At 64.2% G+C, this 6,783-nt stretch carries 4 protein-coding genes; all 4 read right to left on the bottom strand.

The annotated features are described in order from the left end of the window. Window positions 1–238 (bottom strand): transglutaminase N-terminal domain-containing protein (locus tag EOB59_RS36550; RefSeq protein WP_281061730.1); only part of this gene is annotated, 238 nt, incomplete at its 3' end. A 66-nt stretch (window positions 239–304) separates the two neighbouring features. Beyond that, complete coding sequence (locus EOB59_RS21770; protein ID WP_128289211.1) at window positions 305–2,716, bottom strand: circularly permuted type 2 ATP-grasp protein; 2,412 nt, start codon at window positions 2,714–2,716, stop codon at window positions 305–307. A 6-nt stretch (window positions 2,717–2,722) separates the two neighbouring features. After that, on the bottom strand, window positions 2,723–6,082 hold the full coding sequence (locus EOB59_RS21765; protein ID WP_128289210.1) for a transglutaminase family protein: 3,360 nt from the start codon (window positions 6,080–6,082) through the stop codon (window positions 2,723–2,725). 112 nt (window positions 6,083–6,194) lie between these two features. Further along, the coding region (locus EOB59_RS21760; RefSeq protein WP_281061729.1) for an acyl-CoA dehydrogenase family protein at window positions 6,195–6,783 on the bottom strand (589 nt) is incomplete at its 5' end.

Here is a 6,783-nt window from a genome sequence, read left to right as displayed (position 1 = left end):
CGCTCATCCTGATGTCGAGCGCGTCATGCGCGTCGCGAAAGGCGATCGAGGTGACGTTGTTGCCGAAGAAATCGGAAAAGTCGGAACGTTCGTTGGGTGCCGGCGCAAAGGACAGGGATGCGGCGATGACACGCTGCACGCCTAATATCGTCGACGGCAGTACGCGCACCTGATGACGACCGCCGCCGGCCGCTGCAGCGTAATCGTAATGCAGATGAAGCCTGATGTCGTAGAGCATGTTCTATTTTTCTGCCTTTGCGCAGGTTCTTGTCGCAAAACCGTGCGACACTTTTGCGGAACCTGCTTAGCCGAAATAGGCTTTGGCGAGGCTGTTGTAGAGGCCGCCGATTTCAAAGGCGAGGTCGTCCAGCGCCTTTGCCGTCATATCCGAAGGCTCCTTGATGGCGATCTGGGTGTTGAGCTGCAGGATTTCCTTCGCCGCCGGCGACATTTGTCCCTCGCCGCCGAGTGACGCCAACAGGCCGATTTCGGCTTTCAGCCTTTCGAGCTGGAACAGGATCGAGCGCGGATTGAGCGGATCGAGCGCCAGCAGGTCGATCACCGTGCGCCGACCGGCCTGCACCGGATATTGGCGGCGATGGGTCATCACGCTGTCGCCGATCTCCAGCATCATGTCCAGCGCGCCGTCCGGCGCCTTGGCGCTGGTCAGCCGCGACAGCGTGCGGGAGATCTGGATACCGCGCTCCAGCCGGCGGCCGATCTCGAGGAAGCGCCAACCGGCGAAGCGGTACATGTTCTCGTGCAGCAGGCCGGAAAAGCCGGCGAGCTTACGCAGGATGACTGTCATCGCCCGGGTCGCGTCGTCGCCGGGCGCGACCGTCGTTGCGAACTGATGGATGGTTTTCGACAGGTCCTTCAGCGCCAGCCAGCCATCGGGCGAGAAGCGGTCGCGGATCTGCCCGGCGCTGTAGACCGCACTATCCAGCGTGCCGATCAGCCCTGACGGGATCGCTGTCTCCACATCGATGCCGAAAGGTTCGAGATAATCCCTGATGTCGGCGAGCAGCGGCATATCCGGGTCGGAGGTTTCGGCCAGCCGCACATGGTAGGCGCGCAGGATACGCACCGTGTCTTCCGAGCGCTCGATATAGCGGCCGAGCCAGGTCAGGTTCTCCGCCGCGCGACTGGGCAGGCTGCCGGGCCTGGTGCGGCTGAAACTGTCGCCTTCTTGCGGCAGCAGCGTCTCGCGCTCCACCGGTTTGTCGCTGACAACCCAGACATCCGCCGCCTGGCCGCCACGCTGCATGGCGATCGCCGTCGGGTCGAGCGACAGGCCGATACGGGCAAAACCGCCCGGCATCACCGTCCAGCCTTCCGGCGTTCGCGCCAGGTAGACGCGCAGGCTCGCTGGCCGCGGCTCCAGCCAGCCGCCGACATAGACGGGCGTCGTCGAAAGCGTCACCGCTTCCTGGCCGACGAAATCGCCGCCGTCACGTTCAATGCGCGCCACCAGTTCCGCCCGCTCACCGGCCGACAGAGCCGAGCCTAGCTTCGTCGAATCGTCGTCCTCGAAGGCAAGCCTCGTCGACAGCGCCGGCCCGATCACCATGCGATCGATATTGGCCAGCACATGCGCGCGCTCGGTAGCTTGCCCACACCACCATGTCGCGACACTTGGCAGCAGCAATTCCTCGCCCCGCAAGGCCCGTGAAATCTTGGGCAGGAAGGCAAGCAGCGCGCGCGTCTCCATCAGGCCGGAGCCCAGTGCATTGACGGTAGCAACCGCGCCCTGGCGGATCGCCTCGACCAGGCCCGGCGTGCCGATCTGCGAATCCGGGCGCAGTTCCAGCGGGTCGGCGAAGGCGGCGTCGAGCCGCCGCCACAACACGCTGATCGGCATCAGGCCGGAAACCGTGCGCACCATCAGCCGGCTGCCGGAGACGGTCAAATCCTCGCCTTCGAGCAGCATGATGCCGAGGTAGCGGGCGATGTAGGCGTGCTCGTAATAAGTTTCGTTGAGCGGCCCCGGCGTCAGGATGGCGACGCGGCCGTCGGTCTCCTTGGCCATGCCGATCAGCGCGTCGCGAAAACGGCGGAAAAAGCCTGCAAGGCGGTGCACATGCATCTCGCCATAGATGTCGGACAGCGCGCGTGTGGTGGCGACGCGGTTTTCCAGTGCGAAACCGGCGCCGGACGGCGCCTGCGTACGATCGCCCAGCACCCACCACTGGCCGTCAGGTCCGCGGCCGAGTTCGAAGGCGCAGAAATGCAGGAAGTGGCCGCCCGCCGGCCTGGTGCCGACGACAGGCCGCAAATATTCGGGGCTGGCGGCGATCAATCCCGCCGGCAGGATGCCTTTCTCGACCAGCCGGTTCGGCCCGTAGATATCGGCGATGGTTTCCTCGAACAGGTCGGCGCGCTGCACGAGGCCGGCGCTGATCGCCGCCCACTCGCTCTCCTCGATGAGAACCGGGACATGCGCCAGTGGCCATTCGCGCTCATTGGCACCGGCCTTGTCATAGACGCGGTAATAAACGCCGGCATCGCGCAGATATTGGTCGGCGCGGGCAAAGCGCTGGCCGAGCTTTTCAGCGCCAAGTTCCTCGAGCGCCTCGACAAAATGCTTCCAGGCCGGGCGAGGATTGCCTGACGCATCGACCATCTCGTCGACGACGCCGTCGATCGGCTGGTAGTGCTCCAGCAGGCTGTGGGTCTGCGGCTTGCCGCGTCCCCTCTTGTGATTCCCCTTTGCCATCGCTGATCAGAGTCTTGCCGGCCGCCGAAGGTCAAGGGTCATCGGGAAATCTTCCGCCGGTTGTTCTTCACGGATCACATAGGCGGATGGCGTATGGCCGCGCGGTTCGAAGCGGGCGAGCCGCCGAGCTTCCGCCTCGTTGCCATTGACCGGAAAGGTGTCGTAATTGCGCCCGCCGGGATGGGCGACGTGGTAGACGCAGCCGCCGACCGCACGTCCCGACCAGCGGTCATAGATGTCGAAGACCAGCGGCGTGTTGACCGGCAGCGCCGGATGCAGGCCCGATGCCGGCTGCCAGGCCTTGAAGCGGACGCCCGCCACCGCCACTTCGCGATTGTCGGTGACCTTCATAGGCACGATGCGGCCGTTGCAGACAACTGCGTGACGCTCCGGGTTCAGCCCTTCGGTCTTGATCTGCAGCCGTTCGACCGAGGAATCGACGAAACGCACGGTGCCGCCGATCGCGCCTTGCTCGCCCATGACATGCCAGGGTTCGAGCGCCTGCCGCAGTTCCAGCTTGATGCCGGCATGCTGAACCTGACCGCAGAAGGGGAAGCGGAATTCGAGCTGGGCGTCGAACCATTCGGGCCTGAATTCGAAGCCGTTGAGCTTGAGGTCGTCGAGCACGTCGAGGAAATCGGCCCAGACATAATGCGGCAGCATGAAACGATCGTGCAGTGAGGTGCCCCAGCGCACGAAGCGGCCATCGAGCGGGCTCTTCCAGGCACGGGCAATGATCGCCCTGACAAGCAGTTGCTGCGCGAGGCTCATGCGTGCATTGGGCGGCATCTCGAAGCCGCGGAATTCGACCAGTCCCAGCCGACCGGTCGGTCCGTCCGGCGAAAACAGTTTGTCGATGCAGATTTCCGAACGATGCGTATTGCCGGTGACGTCGGTCAACAAATTGCGGAACAGCCGGTCGACCAGCCATGGCAAGGGTGCGTTGCCCTGGTCCGGATGCGGTACCTGCGCCATCGCGATCTCAAGCTCGTAGAGCGAGTCGTGACGCGCCTCGTCGAAGCGTGGCGCCTGGCTGGTCGGCCCGATGAACAGGCCGGAGAACAGATAGGACAGCGACGGATGGCGCTGCCATTGCAGCACCAGGCTCTTCAGCAGGTCCGGCCTTCGCAGGAAGGGGCTGTCATTGGGTGTCGCACCGCCGACCACGACATGGTTGCCGCCGCCGGTGCCGGTGTGGCGGCCGTCAATCATGAACTTGTCGGCGCCAAGCCGTGTCTGCCGCGCTTCCTCATAGATCGCCGTCGTCGTCGCCACGCAATCCTGCCAGTTGGAAGCAGGATGGATGTTGACCTCGATGACGCCGGGATCAGGCGCGACGCGGATGACGTTGAGGCGCGGATCGTGAGGCGGGCCGTAGCCCTCGATATGCACGGGAAGGCCGATCGCCTTCGCCGCGTTCTCGGCAGCAGCGACCAGTTCGAGATAGTCTTCCAGCGCCTCGACCGGCGGCATGAACACGCAAAGCCGCCCATCGCGCGGCTCGACCGAAAGCGCGGTGCGCACCGCGCCGCCGATCTCGGTGATCTCTTGTTCGACCCGGTCCTGCTGGCCGGTCGCAGCGGTGAACGATGCCGCTTGCTGGCGGCGCGCCATCTCGTCGGCGCCTTCCAGTTCAGCCGGAGCCGCCGAGGACAGGATGGCTTCACGCGCGGGCAGCGGTCCGCGTGGCAGCGACGGATCGACCGGCACGATGTAGGGGAATTGCTCCGGCGGCACATAGGGCAACGTGCCGAGTGGCAGGCGGTAGCCGACGGGTGAATCGCCGGGTACCAGGAACAGCCGGCCGCGCCGCGTCTTCCATTTTTCCGAGCGCCAGCGCGGATCCGATGCCTGGCTGTTCCAACGCTGGACAGGGAGCACATAGCCGGACGGTTTGGTCAGCCCGCGTTCGAACACTTTCGCCATGCGGCTGCGTTCTTCCGGATCCTCCAGCCTGGAGTTGGACGGATCGACATTGTCGGGCAGCTTGCCTTCCTTGAGCAGCCATTCGGCCGGATCCTCATAGGCTTCGCTGACCATGGTCTTGTCGATGCCGAGTTCGCCGGCAATCGCGGTGAGCAGGCTTTCGGCCTGCTTCGGGCCGATATCGGCCTCGCTCTTTTCGCGTGCGATCAGGGACGGATCGCTCCACACTGGCTGGCCGTCGGCACGCCAGTAGAGCGAAAAGGTCCAGCGCGGCAGGCTTTCGCCCGGATACCATTTGCCCTGGCCGTAGTGGAGAAAGCCGCCGGGCGCGAAGCGCTCGCGCAGTTTACGGATCAGTTCGTCCGCCTTTTCGCGCTTGGTGGGACCGACGGCGGCGGTGTTCCACTCGGCCGACTCGAAATCGTCGATCGACACGAAAGTCGGCTCGCCGCCCATCGTCAGCCGCACGTCGCCGCCGGCAAGCGCTGCATCGACCTTGTTGCCCAACGCATCAAGGGCCTGCCAGCTTTCGTCCGAAAATGGCTTGGTGATGCGCGGATGTTCGGCGATGCGGTCGACCCGCATCTCGAAGCCGAATTCGACATTGGCGAAGCTTGCCATGCCGGAAATGGGAGCCGCGTTGCGGAAATGCGGCGTGGCGGCCAGCGGCACATGGCTTTCGCCGGTGAGCAGGCCCGAGGTCGGATCGAAGCCGATCCAGCCGGCGCCGGGAAGATAGACCTCGCACCAGGCATGCAGATCGGTGAAGTCGACCGCGGTTCCGGCTGGACCATCGAGCGCCACCAGATCGGGCTTCAACTGGACCAGATAGCCGGAAACGAAGCGCGCGGCGATGCCGAGATTGCGCAGGATCTGCACCAGCAGCCAGCTCGAATCCCGGCATGACCCCTTTTTTGCGGCCAAGGTCTCTTCCGGCGAGAACACCCCGGTTTCCATGCGCACGATATAGGCGATCTCGCGCTGCAGCCGCGCATTGAGGTCGACTAGGAAATTGACGGTGTTGGCTGCGCTGCGATCGATGGTGTTCAGCAGCGCCGACAGCAGCGGTCCCGCCGGTTCCGGCGTGCGATAGATGGCGAGATCGTCGCGGATTTCTTCCGGATACTCGAATGGAAATGCCTCGGCCGACGGCTCGACGAAGAAATCGAACGGATTGTAGACTGTCATGTCAGCGACGAGGTCGACCTCGATCTTCAACTCCGTCACCGGCTCCGGAAAGACGAAGCGGGCTAGGAAGTTGCCGTAGGGGTCCTGCTGCAGATTGACGAAGTGGTTGGCCGGCTCGACCTTGAGCGAATGGCTCAGCACCTTGGTGCGGGAATGCGGCGCCGGCTGCAGCCTGATGATCTGGGGCCCGAGAACCACCGGCCGGTCGTACTTGTAGTGGGTCAGGTGGTAGACAGCTGCCAGAATTGCCATGGAGCCCCGGAATTCAGCGTTTCAAACGATTTCGCTGAACCCTGACACATCTGGCGACCATTCTCCAAGCAGAGATGTTGCGGTGCACCTAATTTAAGCAACGGTTGCCGGCTCAGAAAAACGCCTGTATCCCCGTCTGCGCCCGTCCCAGGATCAGCGCATGCACGTCATGCGTGCCTTCATAGGTGTTGACCGTCTCCAGGTTCTGCGCGTGACGCATGACGTGGTAGCCGATCTGGATGCCGTTGCCGCCATGCATGTCGCGGGCCTGGCGGGCGATGTCGAGCGCCTTGCCGCAATTGTTGCGCTTGACGATCGAGATCATTTCCGGCGCCATCTTGCCTTCATCCAGCAGTCGCCCGACGCGCAAGGATGCCTGCAGCCCAAGCGCGATCTCGGTCTGCATATCCGCCAGCTTCTTCTGGTAGAGCTGCGTGCCGGCCAGCGGCTTGCCGAACTGCTTGCGATCGAGACCGTATTGGCGGGCGCGGTGCCAGCAATCCTCGGCGGCGCCCATCGAGCCCCAGGAAATGCCGAAGCGAGCCCGGTTGAGGCAGCCGAACGGTCCGCCAAGGCCTTTTGCGTTGGGCAGCAGCGCGTCTTCGCCGACCTCGACGCCTTCCATCACCACCTCGCCGGTGATCGACGCCCTCAGCGACAGCTTGCCGCCGATCTTCGGCGCCGAAAGCCCCTTCATGCCC

The organism is Mesorhizobium sp. M7A.F.Ca.MR.176.00.0.0 (assembly GCF_004023165.1).
GTDB lineage: Bacteria > Pseudomonadota > Alphaproteobacteria > Rhizobiales > Rhizobiaceae > Mesorhizobium.
The sequence above is the reverse complement of the archived record's forward strand: the minus strand, read 5'-3'. Positions and strand labels throughout refer to the sequence as shown.

What these genes read in the sequence shown, in the direction of transcription:
- EOB59_RS21770 (WP_128289211.1), bottom strand. Translation starts at nt 2,716, where the DNA reads ATGGCAAAGGGGAATCACAAGAGGGGACGCGGCAAGCCGCAGACCCAC.
- EOB59_RS21765 (WP_128289210.1), bottom strand. Translation starts at nt 6,082, where the DNA reads ATGGCAATTCTGGCAGCTGTCTACCACCTGACCCACTACAAGTACGAC.